Origin of the sequence: Saccharothrix sp. CB00851, from assembly GCF_001905065.1 — a bacterium.
Lineage (GTDB): Bacteria > Actinomycetota > Actinomycetes > Mycobacteriales > Pseudonocardiaceae > Actinosynnema.
Genome location: NZ_LWLC01000034.1, coordinates 204,640 through 220,661, shown reverse-complemented (window position 1 = coordinate 220,661; position 16,022 = coordinate 204,640). Strand labels below are relative to the sequence as shown.

The 16,022-nt window shown below is 69.8% G+C and carries 16 protein-coding genes; 7 read left to right on the top strand and 9 right to left on the bottom strand.

Features of this window, described 5'->3' with window-relative positions:
* Window positions 1–31 precede the first annotated feature (31 nt).
* Window positions 32–1,558 carry an ATP-dependent DNA ligase gene (locus A6A25_RS29815; protein ID WP_073896171.1) on the top strand — a complete coding sequence of 509 codons (1,527 nt, stop codon included), beginning with the start codon at window positions 32–34 and terminating at the stop codon, window positions 1,556–1,558.
* A 415-nt stretch (window positions 1,559–1,973) separates the two neighbouring features.
* Here A6A25_RS29815 and A6A25_RS44320 read toward each other — a convergent pair whose 3' ends face one another.
* Entirely contained in the window at window positions 1,974–2,180 is a 207-nt protein-coding gene (locus A6A25_RS44320; protein WP_158073842.1) for a hypothetical protein, read from the bottom strand.
* 131 nt (window positions 2,181–2,311) lie between these two features.
* A complete protein-coding gene (locus tag A6A25_RS29805) occupies window positions 2,312–2,986 on the bottom strand; it encodes an SDR family NAD(P)-dependent oxidoreductase (RefSeq protein WP_073895805.1) in 675 nt (224 codons plus the stop codon).
* Between the two features lie 91 nt (window positions 2,987–3,077).
* On the opposite strand from A6A25_RS29805, the gene A6A25_RS29800 reads away from it, so the two are divergent.
* From A6A25_RS29800 to A6A25_RS44315, 3 genes are all read left to right on the top strand, one after another.
* Window positions 3,078–3,461 (top strand): MerR family transcriptional regulator, encoded by a 384-nt coding sequence (locus tag A6A25_RS29800; RefSeq protein WP_073895803.1) that lies wholly within the window; start codon window positions 3,078–3,080, stop codon window positions 3,459–3,461.
* A gap of 126 nt (window positions 3,462–3,587) precedes the next feature.
* A complete protein-coding gene (locus A6A25_RS29795; RefSeq protein WP_073895801.1) occupies window positions 3,588–5,027 on the top strand; it encodes a GuaB1 family IMP dehydrogenase-related protein in 1,440 nt (479 codons plus the stop codon).
* A gap of 82 nt (window positions 5,028–5,109) precedes the next feature.
* A complete protein-coding gene (locus tag A6A25_RS44315) occupies window positions 5,110–5,271 on the top strand; it encodes a hypothetical protein (protein WP_158073841.1) in 162 nt (53 codons plus the stop codon).
* Here the strand turns inward: A6A25_RS44315 and A6A25_RS29790 are convergent.
* Entirely contained in the window at window positions 5,259–6,548 is a 1,290-nt protein-coding gene (locus A6A25_RS29790) for a PhoH family protein (protein WP_073895799.1), read from the bottom strand. The two genes, A6A25_RS44315 and A6A25_RS29790, sit on opposite strands and share 13 nt — an antisense overlap.
* Window positions 6,549–7,010: 462 nt before the next feature.
* A complete protein-coding gene (locus A6A25_RS29785; RefSeq protein ID WP_073895797.1) occupies window positions 7,011–8,249 on the bottom strand; it encodes a DUF885 domain-containing protein in 1,239 nt (412 codons plus the stop codon).
* Between the two features lie 232 nt (window positions 8,250–8,481).
* Here A6A25_RS29785 and A6A25_RS29780 point away from each other — a divergent pair, with 232 nt between their 5' ends.
* Together A6A25_RS29780 and A6A25_RS29775 are read left to right on the top strand one after the other, a co-directional pair.
* Complete coding sequence (locus A6A25_RS29780; protein ID WP_073895795.1) at window positions 8,482–8,796, top strand: hypothetical protein; 315 nt, start codon at window positions 8,482–8,484, stop codon at window positions 8,794–8,796.
* Window positions 8,797–9,136: 340 nt separating this feature from the next.
* On the top strand, window positions 9,137–9,502 hold the full coding sequence (locus A6A25_RS29775; protein WP_073895793.1) for a hypothetical protein: 366 nt from the start codon (window positions 9,137–9,139) through the stop codon (window positions 9,500–9,502).
* 73 nt (window positions 9,503–9,575) lie between these two features.
* On the opposite strand, the gene A6A25_RS29770 is transcribed toward A6A25_RS29775, so the two are convergent.
* Window positions 9,576–10,322, bottom strand: a complete 747-nt coding sequence (locus A6A25_RS29770) for an isoprenyl transferase (protein WP_380734330.1) — start codon at window positions 10,320–10,322, stop codon at window positions 9,576–9,578.
* Between the two features lie 117 nt (window positions 10,323–10,439).
* Between A6A25_RS29770 and trhA the strand changes: the two genes are divergently transcribed.
* A complete protein-coding gene (gene trhA, locus A6A25_RS29765; RefSeq protein ID WP_073895789.1) occupies window positions 10,440–11,111 on the top strand; it encodes a PAQR family membrane homeostasis protein TrhA in 672 nt (223 codons plus the stop codon).
* A gap of 39 nt (window positions 11,112–11,150) precedes the next feature.
* On the opposite strand, the gene A6A25_RS29760 is transcribed toward trhA, so the two are convergent.
* The 4 genes from A6A25_RS29760 to A6A25_RS29745 all read right to left on the bottom strand — a co-directional run bounded on the left by A6A25_RS29760 (window position 11,151) and on the right by A6A25_RS29745 (window position 15,704).
* On the bottom strand, window positions 11,151–12,329 hold the full coding sequence (locus tag A6A25_RS29760) for a tyrosine-type recombinase/integrase (protein ID WP_241828984.1): 1,179 nt from the start codon (window positions 12,327–12,329) through the stop codon (window positions 11,151–11,153).
* An 81-nt stretch (window positions 12,330–12,410) separates the two neighbouring features.
* Window positions 12,411–12,590 carry a helix-turn-helix transcriptional regulator gene (locus A6A25_RS29755; protein WP_073895785.1) on the bottom strand — a complete coding sequence of 60 codons (180 nt, stop codon included), beginning with the start codon at window positions 12,588–12,590 and terminating at the stop codon, window positions 12,411–12,413.
* A gap of 13 nt (window positions 12,591–12,603) precedes the next feature.
* On the bottom strand, window positions 12,604–14,196 hold the full coding sequence (locus A6A25_RS29750) for a replication initiator (RefSeq protein ID WP_073896169.1): 1,593 nt from the start codon (window positions 14,194–14,196) through the stop codon (window positions 12,604–12,606).
* Between the two features lie 41 nt (window positions 14,197–14,237).
* The gene (locus A6A25_RS29745) at window positions 14,238–15,704 is read right to left on the bottom strand and encodes an FtsK/SpoIIIE domain-containing protein (protein WP_073895783.1); all 1,467 of its coding nucleotides are present in this window, start codon (window positions 15,702–15,704) and stop codon (window positions 14,238–14,240) included.
* Between the last annotated feature and the right edge of the window lie 318 nt (window positions 15,705–16,022).

Genomic DNA, 16,022 nt, shown 5'->3' with positions numbered 1-16,022 from the left:
TTTGTCGGTGGTCGGGTGCACCATGGTCGACGTGTTGTTCACCGAAGTCGTCGAAACGTCCGCCGCGGTGGCGGCGACGCGTTCCCGCTTGGCCAAGGTCGCCGCCCTGGCCGAGCTGGTGCGCCGGATGAGCACGCCCGCGGTGGTGTCGTTCCTGGTGGGCGTGCCCAGTCAGGGTCGGATCGGCGCGGGGTGGCGCACCGTGTTCGACCTGGACGTCCCGCCCGCTCCGACGCCTTCGCTGACGGTGTCCGATGTGGACTCGGCGCTGGGTTCGTTCGCGTCGATCAGCGGCAAGGGGTCGTCGGCTCGGCGGGTCGAGGTGCTGACCTTGCTGTTCGGTCGTGCCACTGCGGCCGAGCAGGACTTCCTGCGTCGGCTGCTGACCGGTGAACTGCGTCAAGGTGCACTCGAAGGGGTGATGTTGGACGCGATCGCGCGGGCCGCCGACGTGCCCGGCGAGGTGGTGCGGCGGGCGTTCATGCTCTCCGGCTCGCTGCCGGGGACGGCGGTGGCGGCGATGAGGGGTGAGGAGGCGTTGGCGGCGTTCCGGCTGGAGGTGGGCAGACCGGTGCGTCCGATGCTCGCGTCACCGGCGGAGTCGCTGCCCGACGCGTTGGCGGAGTTGGGGTCGTGCGTGGTGGAGCACAAGCTGGACGGTGCGCGGATCCAGGTGCACCGGTCCGGTGACGAGGTGCGGATCTTCACCCGGACGTTGCGCGAGATCACCGGCACCGTGCCGGAGCTGGTGGAGCTGGTGCGGGCGCTGCCGTGCACGTCGGTGGTGCTGGACGGGGAGACGCTGGCGCTGACCGACGACGGCAAACCCCGGCCGTTCCAGGAGACGATGAGCCGGTTCGGTGCGCGGGACGTGCGGGAGCTGCTGCTGAGCCCGTTCTTCTTCGACTGCCTGCACTTGGACGGGGAGGACCTGCTGGACCAGCCGCTGCGGGTGCGGCTGGAGGCGTTGCGGCGGGTGGCGGGGGCGCACGTCATCCCGGGTGCGGTGTCGCCGGCGGAGGCCGAGGCCTCGCGCGTGCTGGACGAGGCGCTGGCCGCCGGGCACGAGGGCGTGATGGTGAAGTCGCTGGAGTCGGTGTACGCGGCCGGCCGGCGCGGGCGGGCGTGGCAGAAGGTGAAGCCGGTGCACACGCTCGACCTGGTGGTGATCGGCGTCGAGTGGGGCAGCGGTCGGCGGAAAGGGCTGCTGTCGAACCTGCACTTGGGTGCGCGGGATCCCGATGGCGGTGCGCCGATCATGGTCGGCAAGACGTTCAAGGGGCTGACGGACGAGCTGCTGGCGTGGCAGACCCGCGAGCTGATGGCGATCGCGACCGAGCGGACCGACTGGGTGGTGACCGTCCGGCCGGAGCTGGTGATCGAGATCGAACTGGACGGCGTCCAGGTCAGCTCCCGCTACCCAGGCGGCGTAGCCCTCCGCTTCGCCCGCGTACTCCGCTACCGACCGGACAAAGACGCAGGTGAAGCCGACATCATCAACACCGTCCGCGCCCTCCTGCCCCAGCCCACGACGACCAATCCGAACACGATCGAGTGATCATGGCCGCAAAATGTACGGAAACACTGTTACCGCCCCTCGGTTGAAACGAAGAGGAACCCAACCAACCCCGCCCCGCGCCCAACCACCCAGCCACCCCGCCCGACCAGCCCACACCCCCGACCCGACCACCGCCCCACACCCACCCTCCACCCGATGACCAAGCCGACCAGACCACACACCCGCAACCCAGCTCGGCACCCAGCCGAACCCCTCCAGCCCGACGCCCTACCCAGCCCACACCCACGCAGCCCAGCCAATCCGGCCCGCACGCCACAGCACCCGCTCGCCCCCACGCCGACAGCCCCGCCCAGTCGACCGCGCCACCTGACCGACCCGCCACTCAGCCGCGCCCGGCCGACCCGCCGCCTCAGCCGCGCCACCCGACTGACCCGCCCCACTCAGCCCGCCCCACTCAGCCCGCCGACCGCCAGGCCAGCCCGACCGCCGCGCAGCCCGACCTGCCAGGTCGGCCAGTCCGCCCGCCGCCCAGCCAGACCGACCATTCCGCCAGGTCGGCCCCACCATCGGCCCGGCCAGCCAGGTCGACCGGCTCAGCACAGCGGCTCATCCTGACCTGCTTGGTGCCGTGCGGCGCGCAGTCGATCACGAGCGCAGCCACCGAGCCCACCAGCCACCCGACCGCCGGGAACAGCGACAGTCGGGTCGGTCGGCGATTGAGGTCGGGTCGGTCGGGTCGGGTCGGTCGGGTCAGGTCGGCGATTGGATTGCGGCTGTCGGTGGAGGTCCGCCTCACGAGCGTGCCGCCTCCCCCGCGCGGCCGTGCCGGCTGTGCACAACTTCCCGGTCCCACTGGTGCCGGGGTTGGGCGTGCAGCCGCCAGTAGTGGTCGGCGATGTCGTCGGGGTCGAAGGCCGTGCCCGGCGCGACCGGGCCGTCGACGGTGATGGTCGCGAGGTGCACCCCGGCCGGACCGTACTGCTGGTCCAGCAGTGCCACGAGCGCTCGCACCCCGGCCTTGCCGAGGGACAGGCTCACATACTCCGGCTTCGGCTCGGGCATCCCGCCGGTGATGATGAACGAACCGCTGCCCCGACGCGCCATCGCCGGTGCGACGTGCGCGGCCGCGGTGATCGCTCCCACCACGTTGACCGCCCACGCGTCCTGGTGGCCGGCCACCGACAGCTCACCCGGGAGGTCGGGTCGGATGACGGCCGCGTTGTACACGACCACGTCCGGCACCCCGATCCGCTCGCTCACGGCGTCGAGAGCCGAACGCAGCGCCGCCTCATCAGTGCTGTCCGCTACCCGTGCGACCACCTCGCTGCCCGCCAAGCTCTCCGCCATCGCGGTCAGCTTCGCCTGCGATCGGGCGACAAGGCCGACCGACCACCCCTCGCGCGCGAAGCGACGGGCGACCGACAACCCGATGCCCGGTCCGGCTCCGATGATCACCACGCCCGGCATGGGCACACCTTCTTTCTCCTCCGACAACGGACGAGGGAAAGCTAAAGTCTCACACCAGTGAGAAGGTCAACCGCGAACGAGTGAGGCGCCCGTGCAGATCGGTGCCCTGGCCCGCAGGACCGGGGTGAGCGAGCGGCTGCTGCGGTACTACGAGGAGCAGGGCCTGCTGCGGTCGCGCCGGCGGTCCAACGGCTACCGCGAGTACGACGAGTCCCACGTCACCACGGTCGGTCACATCCGCTTCCTGCTCGCGGCCGGGTTGTCCACCGCGGTCATCGCCGAGGTGCTGCACTGCGTGCACGGCGAGGGTGACCGGCTCCGACCGGCGCCCTGTCCCGGCATGATCGACCACCTGCGGCGGGAGCACACCCGGATCGACGAGACGATCACCCGGCTCCAGGCATCCCGGCAAGCGCTCGACGCGCTCCTCACCGACGCCCTGAGCGGCCCCGGTGACGAACCTGGCGCCAACTGACCCGCGCGGGGGTGGCCGCAGGAGTGCGGTTTGGAGGATGACACAACCGCAGACCCCGTACCGATCGCGCCTCTGGTGCGCACAACCAGGGCGGATTCGCCGCGACGCGGGTATCGTCAAGGTCTCGTGCGGTTCATCGAAGGGCATCGGCCCAGCTACGACCTGACCTACGACGACGTCTTCCTCGTGCCCGGCCGATCGGCCGTCGACTCGAGGTTCGGTGTCGACTTGTCGACCTCCGACGGAACGGGGGCGACGATCCCGATCGTGGTCGCGAACATGACCGCGGTGGCGGGACGGCGGATGGCGGAAACCGTGGCGCGGCGCGGCGGGCTGGTCGTGCTCCCGCAGGACGTGGCGCCGGAAGCGGTGGCGGAGATCGTCCAGTGGGTGAAGGCACGGCACACCGTGTGGGACACCCCGCTGACCCTGCACTCCGGCGACTCGGTCGCCGACGCGGTCAACCTCCTGCACAAGCGCGCGCACGGCGCGGTGGTCGTGATCGACGACGACGGCAGGCCGACGGGGGTCGTGGACGAGGCGGCGTGCGCGGGCGTCGACCGGTTCACCCGGTTGCACGACGTGGCCGACGAACGGATCGTCACACTGCCGATGGACACCGCTCCGCGTGACGTCTTCGAGCGGCTCCACGACGGCACCCAGCGGGTCGCGCTCGGGGTCGACGCCGACGGCCGCCTGCGCGGCGTGATGACCAGCCTGGGCGCCCTGCGCGCGGGCGTCTACCAGCCCGCCCTCGACCACGAGAACAGGCTTCGCGTCGCCGCGGCCATCGGCGTGAACGGCGACGTCACCGCCAAGGCCGAGCAGCTGCTCCAGGCCGGCGTCGACACCCTCGTCGTGGACACCGCGCACGGTCACCAGGAGAAGATGCTCGCCGCGCTCAAGGCCGTCCGCGAGGCCCGCCCGAGCATCCCGGTAGTCGCCGGCAACGTCGTCACCGCCGAGGGCGTCCGCGACCTGGTCGAGGCCGGCGCGGACATCGTCAAGGTCGGCGTCGGACCGGGCGCGATGTGCACCACCCGCATGATGACCGGCGTCGGACGCCCGCAGTTCTCGGCCGTCGCCGAGTGCGCCGCCGAAGCGCGCAGGCTCGGCAAGCACGTCTGGGCCGACGGCGGTGTCCGCCACCCGCGCGACGTCGCCCTCGCCCTGGCCGCGGGCGCGTCCAGCGTCATGATCGGCTCCTGGTTCGCCGGCACCTACGAGTCGCCCGGCGACCTGCAGCGCGACGAGCAGGGCAGGCTCTACAAGGAGTCGTTCGGCATGGCGTCCAAGCGCGCCGTGTCCGCCCGCACCCGCACCGACAACGCGTTCGACCGTGCCCGGAAGGGCCTGTTCGAGGAGGGCATCTCCACCTCGCGCATGCGCCTGGACCCGACCAGCCCCGGTGTCGAGGACCTGCTCGACGCCATCACCGCGGGCGTCCGCAGCGCCTGCACCTACGCCGGCGCCCAGACGCTGGAGGAGTTCCACGCCAAGGCCACGCTCGGCGTGCAGAGCGCGGCCGGGTTCGCCGAAGGCCGCCCGCTGCCGTCGGGCTGGTAGCCCGCGTGACCGCCAGGGCCGACACCCACCTGAGCCCTGGCGGTCACGAGCGGAACCACCGCACCGACCCGATGATCGGGCGATGAGCACCGCACGACACACCCGGCACACCGGCTCACGGGTCTGGCACGGCGTGCCGGCTGCCGTGATCGCCGTGGCCGCGAAGGCCTTGGCCGGCACGCTGAAAGCCGCCCCGGTCACGAGGACCGGGGCGGCCGCGGCGTCACAGCGTCAGGAGGCGTAGTCCTCCAGCATCTCGGTGACCAGCGCGGCGATCGGTGAACGCTCCGACCGCGTCAACGTGACGTGCGCGAACAGCGGGTGGCCCTTCAGCTTCTCGATGACGGCCGCCACCCCGTCGTGCCGCCCCACGCGCAGGTTGTCACGCTGCGCCACGTCGTGGGTCAGCACGACACGGGAGTTGGCGCCCAACCGCGACAGCACGGTCAGCAGCACGTTGCGCTCCAACGACTGCGCCTCGTCCACGATCACGAACGAGTCGTGCAGCGACCGGCCGCGGATGTGGGTCAGCGGCATGACCTCCAGCATGCCGCGGTCCATGACCTCCTCGACCACGTCCTGGCTGACCAGCGCGCCGAGGGTGTCGAACACCGCCTGCGCCCACGGCTGCATCTTCTCGCTCTCGGAACCGGGCAGGTACCCCAGCTCCTGCCCGCCGACCGCGTACAGCGGGCGGAACACCACGACCTTGCGGTGCTGGCGGCGTTCCATGACCGCCTCCAGCCCCGCGCACAGCGCGAGCGCCGACTTGCCGGTACCGGCCCGTCCGCCCAGCGAGACGATGCCGACCTCGGTGTCCAGCAGCAGGTCCAGCGCCACGCGCTGCTCGGCCGACCGGCCGTGCAGCCCGAACGCCTCCCGGTCACCGCGCACCAGCCGCAGCTGCTTGTCCGGCGTGACCCGCCCCAACGCGCTCGACGTGCCCGCCAGCAGCCGCAACCCGCTGTGGCACGGCAGTTCGCCGACGTGCGCCAGGTCGAACAGCGCCGGGTCGATCACGGTGTCGCGGTACAGCGCGTCCACGACGGACTGGTCGACGTCCAAGTCGGACATCCCGGAGTAACCGGACAACGTGACGTCGTGCGCCCGGTACTCCTCCGCGGCCAGGCCGACCGCGCCCGCCTTGACCCGCAGCGGCATGTCCTTGGTGACCAGCGTGACGGAATCGCGCTCGGCCGCGAGGTTGAGCGCGCAGGCCAGTATGCGGGCGTCGTTGGAGTCCGTGCGGAAACCCGCGGGCAGCACCTCCGGGTCGCTGTGGTTGAGCTCGACGCGCAACGTGCCGCCCTGGTCGCCGATCGGGACCGGGTGGTCCAACCGGCCGTGCCGCAGGCGCAGGTCGTCGAGCAGGCGCAACGCCTCCCGGGCGAACCAACCCAGCTCCGGGTGGTGCCGCTTGCCCTCCAGCTCGCTGATCACCACGAGCGGCAGCACGACCTCGTGCTCGGCGAACCGCGTGGTGGCGAGGGGATCGGAGAGCAGCACGGACGTGTCCACCACGTACGTGTTGGTCGTCGGCGCGCCACGGCGCCGGGAAGTGCTGCGCGATGAGCCTGAGGAACGGCTCGCGGGTCGTCGTGCGTTCACGGCAACTCCCTCACGAACGCGGCACCCGCGTCCGCTCCTCGCTGGGCCAGGCACCACCCCGATCGACCGGCACGCCGTCTAGCTCAGGCGCACCGGCCACGAGGGCCGGGTGCCGGCCCCCTCGCGCTTACCGCCACGATCAGGGCCTCCCTGCGCGGTCCGCAGTGGACGCGTCCCGCCAACCGGAAGTTACCTCCGCAGGTCCCTCTTATGCAGGCAGCCACACAGGTGATTCGTCAATTCGTCACTTCTCCGCAAAACCGAAGAAAGATGGCCACGTTGGGTGCGCACGGGCCACGACCGGCCGTCACATCGGCGCAACACGAAGTCGTCCACGCAGCTCAGAGCCGGTGCGGCCGGATGTGGCACCCTTCGTCACCCAGCGTCGCCGGACAGCCAGGGCACGCCGGCCGCGACCTCCTCCGCCAACGCCGCCGGCACCAGTGGTTCGTCAAGAAGTCTCAGGTAGCGGTCACTCAACGTGTCCGTGCGGGCGCGGAGGTCGAGCCACGCGCGGACGAGCCGCACGCCCTCCACGTAGGTCGTCGTGTACGCCCGCCACAGAGGGTCACCGAGGAACCGCAGCATGTGGCGGGCACGGCGTTCGGGGACCAGCAGCCACCGGCACAGGAAGTTCACGACGTCATCCGGATGGGCACGCCGGTCGTGCAGCATCAGCGCGGCGTCCTGACGCACGGTGAGCAGGCCTGACAGCGCGTTCTCCACCCGCTCGGCGAGTTCGCCCTCCATCCGCAGGCCCAGGTCGGCCATGATCTCCTCGGTCCACCGGCCCCAGCCCGCGCCGACCACCGCGTGCAGGCCGAGTTCGGCCATGCCCTCCGCCATCAGGCACTGCGGCGTGTTGATCAGGAACAACGACTGCTCGGCGTGCCCGCGCTTGCCGACCAGGCCCACCTCCTTGCGGCAGTGCTCGGTGTGGTGGCCGGGGTAGGACTCGTGCGCGACCAGGTGCGGCAGGTTCGACATGCGGTGGCCCAGGTCGGCGTTGACCGCCACCCGCGACCGGAAGCCGCCCAGGTAGTAGTTGAAGCCGCTCCACGGCTTGTCGGTGACCACCTCGTACTCCACGACCTCGTTCGCGGGCAGCTCGAACCGCTGCCGCACGCGGTCGCGCAGCGCGCTCGACAGGGCGTGCACGGTGGCCTTGAGCCGGCGCGGTGGCACCTCGTCCAGCGCGCGGTGGTCGGCGAGGCGTTCGGCCAGCGTGCCGGGGCCGGGCAGCAGCTCGTCCAGGTTCGCGTGCGCGCGGCGGTAGGTGTCGGGGTGGCCGGGGCGGATGTCGACCTGGAAGTACGCGCGCACCTCGTCCACGAAGCCGACGCGCACGCCCGCGAGCTTGCGCGCGATCGTCTCGGCGGCCACCAGGTGGGCGTCCAGGAAGCGCTTGCGGTCCGGTTCCAGGTCGGCACCGGGCAGTTCGCGGCGCAGCAGCCTGGCCTGCTCGGTCAGCGCGACGGGGTGCGGCCTCGGCTCGACGTCCACGGCGCGGCGCAGCGCCCGGTCGCCGGTGAACGAGTCGACCAGGCCGGGTGACAGCCGGTCGAGCCGCAGCCCGAGCAGCAGGTACTCACGCACGATCCGGTCGCCGTCCACGGACTGAAGACCATACGAGATGACCGCCCGGTTTACCACAGTGGAACGGTGCCGACGAATTATGACGACAAATGACACCGTAACGAGGGACAACCACGATCGGCCGATCACACAATGGTGTTACGTAGATCCACCTGGGGGCGGAGGTTCGGTAGTTTGCCGGACAGGTGACCAAGTCCGACTTCCGGGCGGTGCCGGCTGAACCGGCGAAACCCGCAAAGAGGAGTGTGAAGTGCTGAAGAAGGCAGGTACGCTCGCCGCGGTCGTGGCCGGGCTGATGCTGGTCGGCGCCCCGGCGTTCGCCGTGGCCGGTGAGCCCCACGAAGAGGAGCACGGTTCCGAGCCGGGCTTCATGCTCGTGAACAAAGACGACGACGGCAACGGGAACGTGTCCGACCAGTTCGGCCTGCTGAACTTCGGCAACGACTCCGACGTCGCGAGCGGCCTGAGCGTGTGCCAGACCGAGCTCAACGTCCTGCTCGGCATCCCGGTCCTGTCGAACAACGACGAGAGCATCTGCCTCACCTCGGACGACGACGGCAGCTGAGGGCTCCGACCAACCCGACCCACCTTCGAGCCGACGGATGCGCCCAGGTCGCCGAACGGCGACCGACGAGGTGCGCACCGCCGAATAACCGGATAGCGCGCAATACCGTGGATATGCCGACGCCAGTACGTGGGCGCGATGTCCGGATTTCGAGTTCGGCGTTAAACCAGAGAATACCCCGTTCACACGATGGTGTTCATGCGGGTGCAATCCACAACAGCAGCCAGTAAATTACCGGAGCGAGGGCAAAACGCCTGAGCCGCAGACTCCCCGAATGCTCGGATCACGCGAGCAAGGTTATGGGCGTCACATCAATTCCCCACTAGAGGAGTGTGTTTACATGTTCAAGAAGGCAGGTGCCGTCGCCATCGCCGCGGCCGGTCTCATGTTGTTGGGCTCCCCCGCGTTCGCGACTCCGCACGGGGACTACGACGACGACGACCACGGCCACTACACCGCCGTTGGCGAGTACCACAACCAGCAGTACTTCGAGGACGACGAGGACGGCGGCCAGTACGCTGACCAGTTCGGTCTCATCAACTTCGGCAACGACTCCGACCTGCTGAGCAACATCAACATCTGCGAGACCGAGATCAACGTCATCGCGATCCCGATCCTCTCGAACAACGACGAGAGCCTCTGCATCGCGACCGACAACGACGACAACGACTCGGAAGACGCCGGCGACAACAGCTCGGACGACTGAGCTCCGCGCTGGAGTTCCCGAGGGCGGCACCTCCCGTTGGGGGTGCCGCCCTCGGGCGTTGCGGGAGTGGGTTCTAGGAGCCGAAGCGGCGGTGCCGGATGGCGTAGTCGCGCAGGGCGCGCAGGAAGTCGGTGCGGCGGAACTCGGGCCAGTAGGCCTCGGTGAACCAGAACTCGGAGTGCGCGGACTGCCACAGCATGAACCCGGACAGCCGCTGCTCGCCCGAGGTGCGGATGAGCAGGTCCGGGTCGGGCTGACCGGACGTGTAGAGGTGCTCGGCGATGTGGTCGACGTCCAGCACCTCGGCGAGTTCCTCGATCGTGCCGCCGGACTCGGCGTGCTTCTGCAGCAGCTTGCGGACGGCGTCGGCGATCTCCTGCCGCCCGCCGTAGCCGACCGCGACGTTGACCTCCAGGCCGGTGCGCCCCTTGGTGCGCAGTGCCGCCGCGGACAGCCGGGCCGCGGTCTCGGTCGGCAGCATGTCCAGCGCGCCGACGTGCCGGATGCGCCACGGGTTACCCGGCTCGGCGAGCTCGTCGACGATGTCGGCGATGATGTCGAGCAGCGGGTCCAGCTCCTCGGGCGGGCGGTTGAGGTTGTCCGTGGACAACATCCACAGCGTGACCACCTCGACCTCGGCCTCGCGGCACCAGCTCAGCAGTTCGAGGATCTTGCGGGCGCCGGCGCGGTGGCCGTGCGCGACGTCGGTGAAGCCCGCCTCCTTGGCCCACCGGCGGTTGCCGTCGAGCACCACGCCGACGTGACGTGGTCGTTGCTTGCCGTCGAGCCATCGGTTGAGGCGGTACTCGTAGACCGGCAGGAGGAGCTTGTCCTTGATGCGCTCGCGAAGACCCACGCTGGAAGAGCGTACGCCGGGTGGTCGCGGTCACGCCGTCGTGTGCTGACCGGGTCACCTACGCTCCCGTAACCTCGGGGCGTGACGACGTCCACTCACCAGCCACAGCCCGCCCTGCGGCCCCGCCTGCGGGGATGGCTGCACCTCTGGTCGTTCGTGGTGTCCGTGGCGACGGGCGCCACGCTGATCGCCCTGGCCGCCGCCACCGTGTCCGCGAAGGCCGCGCTCGCGACGTCCGTGTACGGGGCGACGGTGCTCGGCCTGTTCGGCGTGAGCGCCCTGTACCACCGGGTGAACTGGGTGAGCGTGCGGGCGCGGACGTGGATGAAGCGCCTCGACCACTCGATGATCTTCGTCTTCATCGCCGGCACCTACACCCCGTTCGCCCTGTTGGCGATGGACCCCGGCACCGGCAACGTGGTGCTGATCGTGGTGTGGGCGGGTGCCCTGGGCGGCGTGACGCTGAAACTGGCCTGGCCGCACGCCCCGAGGTGGCTGGGCGTGCCGATCTACATCGCGCTGGGCTGGGTGGCGGTCTTCGTCCTGCCCGACCTGCTGCACCACGTCGGCGTCGCGGCCCTGGTCCTGCTCCTCGTCGGCGGCCTGCTCTACACGGCCGGCGCCGTGTTCTACGCGACCCGCTGGCCCAACCCCTGGCCGGAGGTCTTCGGCTACCACGAGTTCTTCCACGCGGCCACCGTGCTGGCGGCGTTGTGCCACTACATCGCCATCTGGTTCGCGATCTACTCCTGACCTGGGCTTTCATGGCCTGGAGACTCCTGTTTTCCATGATCAGGCCGTCTCCAGGCCGTCAGGCCGCTTCCGGGGCTTGAAGAGGCGGTCGACCGCTCTGCGGCTGCGGTCGTGACTGGTCGGCATCAGGTGCGTGTAGGTCCGGAGCGTGAAGCCCGGGTCGTTGTGGCCGAGGAGCGCCGACAGCACCTTGATGGAGACGCCGTTCTCCAGCTGGCTGGACGCGTACAGGTGCCGGAGGCCGTGCATCCCGTCGTCCTGCGGCCGGTAGACCAGCCCCGCCGCCTCGAACGCCGGACGCCACACGCCCATGTTGAACGTCTGACGTCGGCAGGCCTCACCGTTCATCGTGAGGACCAGACGGACCGTCACCGGCTCACCGCCCGGCCGTTCCCACGGAAGCGTGACGTCCACCGGCGGGCGTGCCTCCAGGTGATCGTCCAGGGCGTCCAAGACACCACCGCCCAGCGGCACGGTTCGGGTCTTCTTGCTCTTGGGCATGGCGAACACCAGCTGGTTGGCGACGATCCGCACCTGGCGCACGACGTGCAGTTCCATCGCGTCGCGGTCGATGTCCTCCACCGCCAGGCCGAACACCTCTCCCTGCCGCAGACCCGCCCCACCAGCGAGGACCGGCGCTATCTGGAACTCGGCGGGTAGCGCGAGCTGGACCATGCGCATCCGTGCCACGGGCCATGGGGTGACCTTGCGTTCCGGCGGTGACGGCCGCTGCACGCTCCGCGCCTTGCACGGGTTGGAAGTGATGATCTTCTCCTCCACGGCCGCGTTCAGGATCGAGGACAGCCGGTCGAAGAGAAGTTGCTGGTAGCGGAGGCTCAGGCCCTCCTCGGTCATCCAGCCGATCCACTCACGGACCCTCGGGATGGTCACGGCCTTCATGCTCATCGCGCCGAAGAATGGGGTCAGGCGCTTCTCCACCTGGTTGTGCAGGTTCTCCTGCGTCGCCGCGTCCTGCGACTGACCGCCGTACCAGGTCTCGACGTACTTGGAGAACTTGATCTCCCCGGCTTTCGGGTCGACGTACTTGCCTTCCCGCTTGTCCGACTCGACCGCCAGCAGGAAGTCCTCCGCCCGCTTCTTCTGCCTGTCCGGGAAGCTCTTGCTCTTCTCGGTGCCCTGCGGGTCGAGGTAGCGGACCTTATAGCGCAGGCCCTTGCCGTACGAGGAGGTCTTGACCCGCGTGACCTGCTGTGTCACGGGGTCGCGCTCCTCCTTCCACCAGCGATCTTGGATGTGGCCCACGGCAGACTCCTCCTGTCGTTTGAACTGCTGAAACAGCTAGGCGGCGAGGTCTTCAACCCATCGACGGACTTGTGCGGGCACGTAGCGGAGGTGCTTGCCGACCTTCCGCACCGGCGGCCCGTAGCGACGCCATTTCCACTGGTAGAGCGTCTTGACCGGCACTCCCAGGAACGCCGAGACCTCTTCCACTCCCCACAGCGGTTCGATCTCCCCCACGGCTCCCCCTTGATCAAGCTGCGATTGCTGAAAGGTCCGGCGGAGGTGCCAGCACGGCTTGTGCCTGCTGGTACTCGGCCTGCCAGGCGAGCCGCTGGGCGATCATGTGCATCAGCAGCTCTGTCCGGGACGGGGCGTGCGGGTCACCCGGTCGGACCGGCCCCCACTGGAGTCGGGCGCGTTCGTCCTCTGGCTTGGCGATGCCAGCGGCTTTGAGGGCTTCGCGGACGAACGTGGCGCGGTCCGCCTTGTGCTCGGCCAGCGTCTTGCCCGACCAGCGCCGGGAGACCAGGACACGGCGACCAGGAAGGCCCAGGGTGTCCCTGCGGTGCGCCTTGCCCTTGCAGTGGCCAGGGGTGGTCTTGGACGTGACGCCCTTGGGCTGGATGCCGTAGAGCAGCCAGACCGCGCAGCGCTCCGAGCACGGCGTGACGACCAGCTCGGCGGCCAGGCGGTCGGCGTGGTCGGCCAGGCGTGGTGAGGCGTCCTGTTCGACCACTTCGGTGATGGACTTGGTGAGGTACTTGGTCAGGTAGCCGATGTGCCGCCCGGACTCCTCCGTGCCGCCAAGGATGCCTTTCGAGTGGACCTGGCGGCCGAACTCAGCGACGTGGGCCGGGGCGTCCAAGTCGGCCACGGCGTCGGCCCAGGTGGTCAGCGGTTGTTCGGTGTCCGGGTCCACGAAGCCTTTGGTGCGCATGTCCCAGACCGGCAGGCGTTCGCCGCTGTACTTCAGGTGGTCGTGGTCGGGCCACCAGACCTGGAGGTAGGTGGCGGCGGTGACTTGGCGGATGACCTTGTGCGGGATGGAGCCGCGCACGGCGAAGTGTGCGTGTGGGGTGATGCGGCGTTGTGGCTCGACCGTGCCGAAGTACTGGGCGTCGAAGCCCACGACCCGGCGGAGGTTCTGCCACCACCGGTCGACCAGCGAGGCGAAGTGCACGGCGTCCCGAGCCGCCCGCCGGTAGTCGTAGGTGTCCGGGTCGACCGGAGCGCCGTCCGAGGTGACCTTGCCGTAGGTGTCGAGCGTGAGCGTGATGAACATCGACGGCCGGTACTTGCCCGCGAACTCCCGGCCCACGGTGCGCTTGGCAACCTTCCGACGAGGCAGGTTGGGTGCGTCCTGCCTGCGCCGGGTCGACCTGACTGGCGCCGCTCGCCCAGGCCGTTCGACGTTGGGGAGGTTCCCGCGGACTCCCTCCCGCTTCAGGTCCGCGTCGGCCTCCCGGATGCCCTCGCGCAGGTCTTCCACCTGGTCGACTGCGCCCTCAGCCACGGCACGGCGGTACTCGGCGGTCAGGTCCGAGCGGTAGGTCACCAGCTCGACCTGGTCGACCGTGGGCACGTGCCGCTCGGCCACGGGTTCGTGGTCGAGGTGCCGGCCCTCGCGGCACTGGGCCATGCGGGAGCGGCGGTTGCGTTCGGCGCAGGCCGGGCACTTGGACGCCTGGGTGGAGTTGCAGCGGATGCCGACGATCCGCACTTCTCCGGTGTCCAGGTCCACGACTTCGCGCAGCACGGGCCGGGTGCAGACGCCGTGCTGTTCGGCGGCTGCCTTGACCACGTCGAGGGACAGTGGCAGCCGAGCCCGTTCGGCCGAGGTCATGCCCGCCACGTCGAGTGGCACTGCAGGGATAACAGGGGTGTTCACGCTGCCACCTCTCCACTGCCATCCGGCTGAGTCGGGAACTCGTGCACGGTCGCGTCGGCCAGGTAGACGCCCAGTTCGACAAGGTCCGCGTCGGTGACGTGGAAGGCCCGCACGCGCTCCGGCTCACCGCGTCCATCGGACTTCACCCAGGCCACGCCGGGTGTCTGCTCGCTGATCTCGTGTGCCGCAGCGCCACGCGCACGGGCGCCGTCGCCCAGGACCATGTCCACCTGCGCCGACTCGTCCAAGCGCAGGGCCACGCGGGTACCGAACAGGTGCCGGAACCCCACGACCTCCTTGCGCGGGTCTTGCACCAGGCCCAGGACGCAGAAGCCCGGAGCGCGGCCCTGTGAGGTGATCGTCTGAATGGCGCGGGTGGCCCGCTCCCGCAGGCTCTTGTCCGGTTGGTAGGCGATCAGGTCCGCCAGCTCGTCCACCACGAGCACCGTGAACGGTTCACCGTTCGAGCGAGCCCACAGCCGCCGGACACCCCTGTACCGCGCCGCCCGCTCCTTGACTTCCGCCGCCAGCTCCTCCAGCAGTTCGACCGCTTCACGGCCGTTGTCGAACACGAGCCGGGTGAAGGCGTCCGGGCACTGCCCCAGCTCCATACCGCCCTTGGGGTCGATCCCCACCAGGCGCACGAGACCGGCCCGCACCGCCGGGGCAAGGTGCCAGATGATCGACCAGAGCACCGACCCCTTGCCCGCACCCTGCACACCGACACCAAGAACTTGGTTGCCCTGCAAGCGAATCCGCCACGGCTTACCGGTCTCCGTGCGGCCGACCACCACCCGCTTGAGGTCGACCGCGTCCGCATCGTCGGCCAGGGATGGCACCGGCAGTGACCGGGCCAACGGGTCGGAGTGGATGAAGTCGAGTTCGATCACCTTGGGCCGGAGCACCCGGACACGGCACGACTGCGCCCCGAACGAGTGCGCCAGGCCGTCACGACGCAGCTCCCACGCCTCAGGGGCCTGCGCCGGGATCATCCGCACGCGGACGCGGTCCCGCCATCCCTCGGATCGAACGCGCCGCAGCCTGGGCCGGTACTCACGTCCCCGGTTGTCCTTGGCCAGCTCGGCAAGGCGCATGGTGGTGCGCCAACGCGGCACGTACACCGTCGCCCGCCGGTACTCGGTGACCAGCCGGAACCACACGTACCGCAGGAACGACGCCCGATCCAGGCCAGCCCAGACCATGAGCCCTGCCGTCAGGCTCAGCAAGGCCAGGACCAGCGGCGACAACCCGAACCGCAACCAGCACCAGGCCGCCGTCAACGGCACCAGCGTGACCACCGGGTACCGGACCACGACGAGCACCAGGCGCACGACACCGACCAGCGCCAGCCACACCACCGCGACCAGCAGGGCCAGCCACTTCAGCTTGCCCGGCACCAAGGCCCACCACGGCACCCGAGGCCGGGCACCCTCGAACGGAGCCGGATCAACCCACCGCGCCATCAGGCCACACCCCTTGCCGGGGTGAAGATGAGCGCGAGCCACCCCAGGCAGGCACAGCAGGCGAGCTGTCCGGGCGCGAACACACCGAACCGCTTGCACCGCCGGCACTTCGAACCGTTGGACAGCTTCCACCCTGACGGAGCGACGGCCCGATTTGACGCACGTCCCCCGCGACGAGATACCCTTGACATGACTGGAATCCCTTGTGTGTCAACAAAAGTGCATGGCGAAGCCAGTCAGGTGAGTCGCAGGGAGACAGCCGGAGCCCGCCAAGACTTGGACTGTCTCCCCGCGACCACACCGACCAGCCGCAATCCG

What these genes read in the sequence shown, in the direction of transcription:
- A6A25_RS29805 (WP_073895805.1), bottom strand. Translation starts at nt 2,986, where the DNA reads ATGCCGGGCGTGGTGATCATCGGAGCCGGACCGGGCATCGGGTTGTCG.
- A6A25_RS44315 (WP_158073841.1), top strand. Translation starts at nt 5,110, where the DNA reads ATGAGCACCGCACGACACACCCGGCACACCGGCTCACGGGTCTGGCAC.
- A6A25_RS29775 (WP_073895793.1), top strand. Translation starts at nt 9,137, where the DNA reads ATGTTCAAGAAGGCAGGTGCCGTCGCCATCGCCGCGGCCGGTCTCATG.
- A6A25_RS29750 (WP_073896169.1), bottom strand. Translation starts at nt 14,196, where the DNA reads ATGACCTCGGCCGAACGGGCTCGGCTGCCACTGTCCCTCGACGTGGTC.
- A6A25_RS29745 (WP_073895783.1), bottom strand. Translation starts at nt 15,704, where the DNA reads ATGGCGCGGTGGGTTGATCCGGCTCCGTTCGAGGGTGCCCGGCCTCGG.